We start from the raw sequence: 2,933 nt of genomic DNA, 5'->3' as shown, positions 1-2,933 counted from the left end.
TGTGCCTCTCGCTGTGCCGACGGTTGGTCAGGGTGCCCCAGATGCTTCCCACCGACCAGGCTTCATCGGGGGTATCTTTGGTCAGCTTAATCCAGAAGTCCGGGACGCCCATCGCCAGCCGGTAGTCAAAGCCAATGCCCCCCTCGCTCACAGGCCGACAGAGCCCCGGCATCCCCGAGACATCCTCGGCGACCGTGATGACATCGGGCCGAACTTCATGGGCAAGCGCATTGGCAAGCTGCAAGTAGCACACTGCCTCGTCATCTACATTGGCGCTGAAGTAGTCCGGGTAGCCGTGAAAATCCCGAATCCCATGGTCGTGGTAGAGCATGCTCGTGACACCGTCGAAACGGAACCCATCGAAGCCGTACTCCTCCAACCAGTAGCGGACATTGGAGAGCAAGAAGCGCAGCACTTCGAGCTTGCCGTAGTCAAAGCAGCGCGAGTCCCAGCCACTGTGAAAGCCACGAGGACCATCGTGGAAGTACTGCCACTCCGTGCCGTCAAAGCGGCTCAAGCCCTCCAGCAGGTTCTTCACAGCGTGGCTATGCACGAGATCCATCAGTACCCGCAGGCCCAGCGCATGGGCACGCCCAATCAGCGCCCGTAGCGCATCGGGCGTGCCAAAGCGACTGGAAACGCCGTAGAGGCTACTGACATGGTAGCCAAACGAGCCGTAGTATGGGTGCTCCTGAATCGCCATGAGCTGCACCGTGTCGTAGCCCAGAGCCGCAATCCGGGGGAGAATCTTCTCGGTGAACTCAACAAAAGTCCCCACTCCCAGCTCCTCCTGCGCCATCCCCACATGCGCCTCATAGATACGGAGGCCACCGTAAGCTCCCCCAATATTGGGGGCAGGAGGGGCAGTTGGTGCGAACCACACTTCACCACAGAAATCTTTCGTTTCCGGGTTCTGGATCGCGCGGCGAATGTAGGCGGGAATGCGGTCGAGGCGGCTGTCATCGGCAGCGTGAACATGCACTTTGACAAGGCTCCCCTGAACCAGCGCGCCGGGTGGTAAGGTTACCTGCCAGGTTCCGTGAGCATCCCGCTCCAGAGGGGTCGCACTCCGGTTCCAGCCGTTAAAATCTCCGATTAGGTGGAGACTCTTGGCCGCGGGTGCCCACTCCCGATAGACCACCGAGCCAGTTGTGGTCGGTATAAAACCAAAGTGTTTATGGCCCTGGCTTATGGCTCCCGTCAGTGGCCCAAGGCTCTTCTGAGCGGCCAAGTAGAGTGTCAGGCGCTGCTGGATTTCCGCCCGGTAAGGCGCGAGGGTGGGGTCAAGACGAACAAGCTCTGGGATCATTGGCTTTGTCTGCGACGGCTGGGAGGAGGTGTTGGCTTGGGTACAGGAGACTTCGTGGGCGCGCTGCTAAAATAGGTCTCAATCACCTGACGCGCGATCGGGGCACAGACATCCCCCCCATGGTAGTGGTCTCCTGATTTGAGCGCCTCACGAAAGACACAGACCGCGATACTAGGAGCCTCGCCCTGTCGAGATGCGTACCCTGTAAACCACCCATGTGTCTTTCCGGAAACCCCTGTCTCAGCCGTTCCTGTCTTACCATAGACCTGAACACCCGAAACTGCCGCTGACTTTCCCGTTCCTGACTCGACCACCGAGCGCATGGCACGCTGGATCTGCTCCACATGGCCCTTGCTCAGTCCCAGCTTACCCAGAGCAACAGGCCTATTTTCGAGCAACACTTTTTTCGGGTCATCACTATCTACCACTTTGTCAACGAGGTGGGGCTGCCAGACCGTGCCTCCATTGGCAATTGTCGCGGCAACGAGTGCCATCTGAAGGGGGGTTGCCTCATCTTTCCCTTGCCCAATCGCCATGTCATAGAGGTTTCCCCTCCACCACCCCTCTTTGAGTTCTTCCGTCACCCACTTTTTTGTCGGAACTGTCCCCGCCTTTTCATAAGGAAAATCAAGGCCCGTTACTTTTCCGAGACCAAATTTTCCGGCCCACTCAGCAAGCTTTACATCACCTATTTGGGCACCTGCTTTGTAGTAAAAAATATCGCAGGACTGGGCAAATGCGGAGGTAGGGCTAACGCTTCCATGCGTGCCATGACAATTCTTGGGTTTCCCTCCCCCCATAGGAATGGACCCGTGACAATCGACACCACCAGGCAATTTCCCCGTCGCAAGTCCCGCTGCCATCGTAATAATTTTAAAAGTCGATCCTGGTGGAAATCTCGCAATCGTTCGATTGAGCAAGGGGCGCTTAACCTTATCCTTATTGAGCATGTCAGACTCAACTGTCGTCATGGGGCGTGTTCGCAGATTCAGATCATAGGTGGGGCCGCTGGCCATGGCGAGAATGTGACCATTGCGGGGATCTATCGCCACAACAGCTCCCGGATTCCCTGCCAACGCTTTCTCTGCCGCCTCCTGGACACGTACATCCAGCGCTAGAACTAGCGTGTCACCCGCCTTAGCGGGCTCCTCCCCCATTTCTTTGCGACGACGCCCCCGACCATCGACTTCAAACCTCTCGGAGCCCATAGTCCCTCGTAGATAAGGGTCGTACTGCATCTCTAGACCCGTTCGTCCAATCAAATCCCCGCCACGGTACTTCTTTTCCGTAGGATAGTTCGCAATTTTTTTATCTTTGAGATCTTTAGAATCAACCTGTGAGGTATATCCAAGAACATGAGTTGCCCGATTGGGAAAAGGATAGGAGCGCACTGGCACGACATCCACAGAAATTCCTGGGAGATCGTCTTTCTGCTCATAGAGACGTGCCATTAGGGCCTGATCAAGCCCTTCCCGAACGGGAATGGGATCATTTTCTCCACTAATCTTCCCACGAATCGTCTTTTCTAGCTCTTCGCGAGACACCTCAATTCGCTTTGCAAGAAGATCAAGATAGGAGTTTGTTTGTTTATCTTGATCCTGTAGCTTCGCGAGCTTTTTAGGGC

At 56.1% G+C, this 2,933-nt stretch carries 2 protein-coding genes; both read right to left on the bottom strand.

Annotated elements, in window-relative coordinates:
- A partial coding sequence (locus tag RMO15_RS25730) for an alpha-amylase family glycosyl hydrolase (RefSeq protein ID WP_309719493.1) occupies nucleotides 1-1,309 on the bottom strand: 1,309 nt, incomplete at its 3' end.
- Nucleotides 1,306-2,933: penicillin-binding transpeptidase domain-containing protein (locus tag RMO15_RS25725; RefSeq protein ID WP_309719489.1), on the bottom strand; the 1,628-nt coding region annotated here is incomplete at its 5' end. The genes RMO15_RS25730 and RMO15_RS25725, both read right to left, overlap by 4 nt.

It is taken from the genome of Armatimonas sp. (assembly GCF_031410135.1).
In the GTDB taxonomy this organism is placed as follows: Bacteria; Armatimonadota; Armatimonadia; order Armatimonadales; family Armatimonadaceae; genus Armatimonas.
The sequence above is the reverse complement of the archived record's forward strand: the minus strand, read 5'-3'. Positions and strand labels throughout refer to the sequence as shown.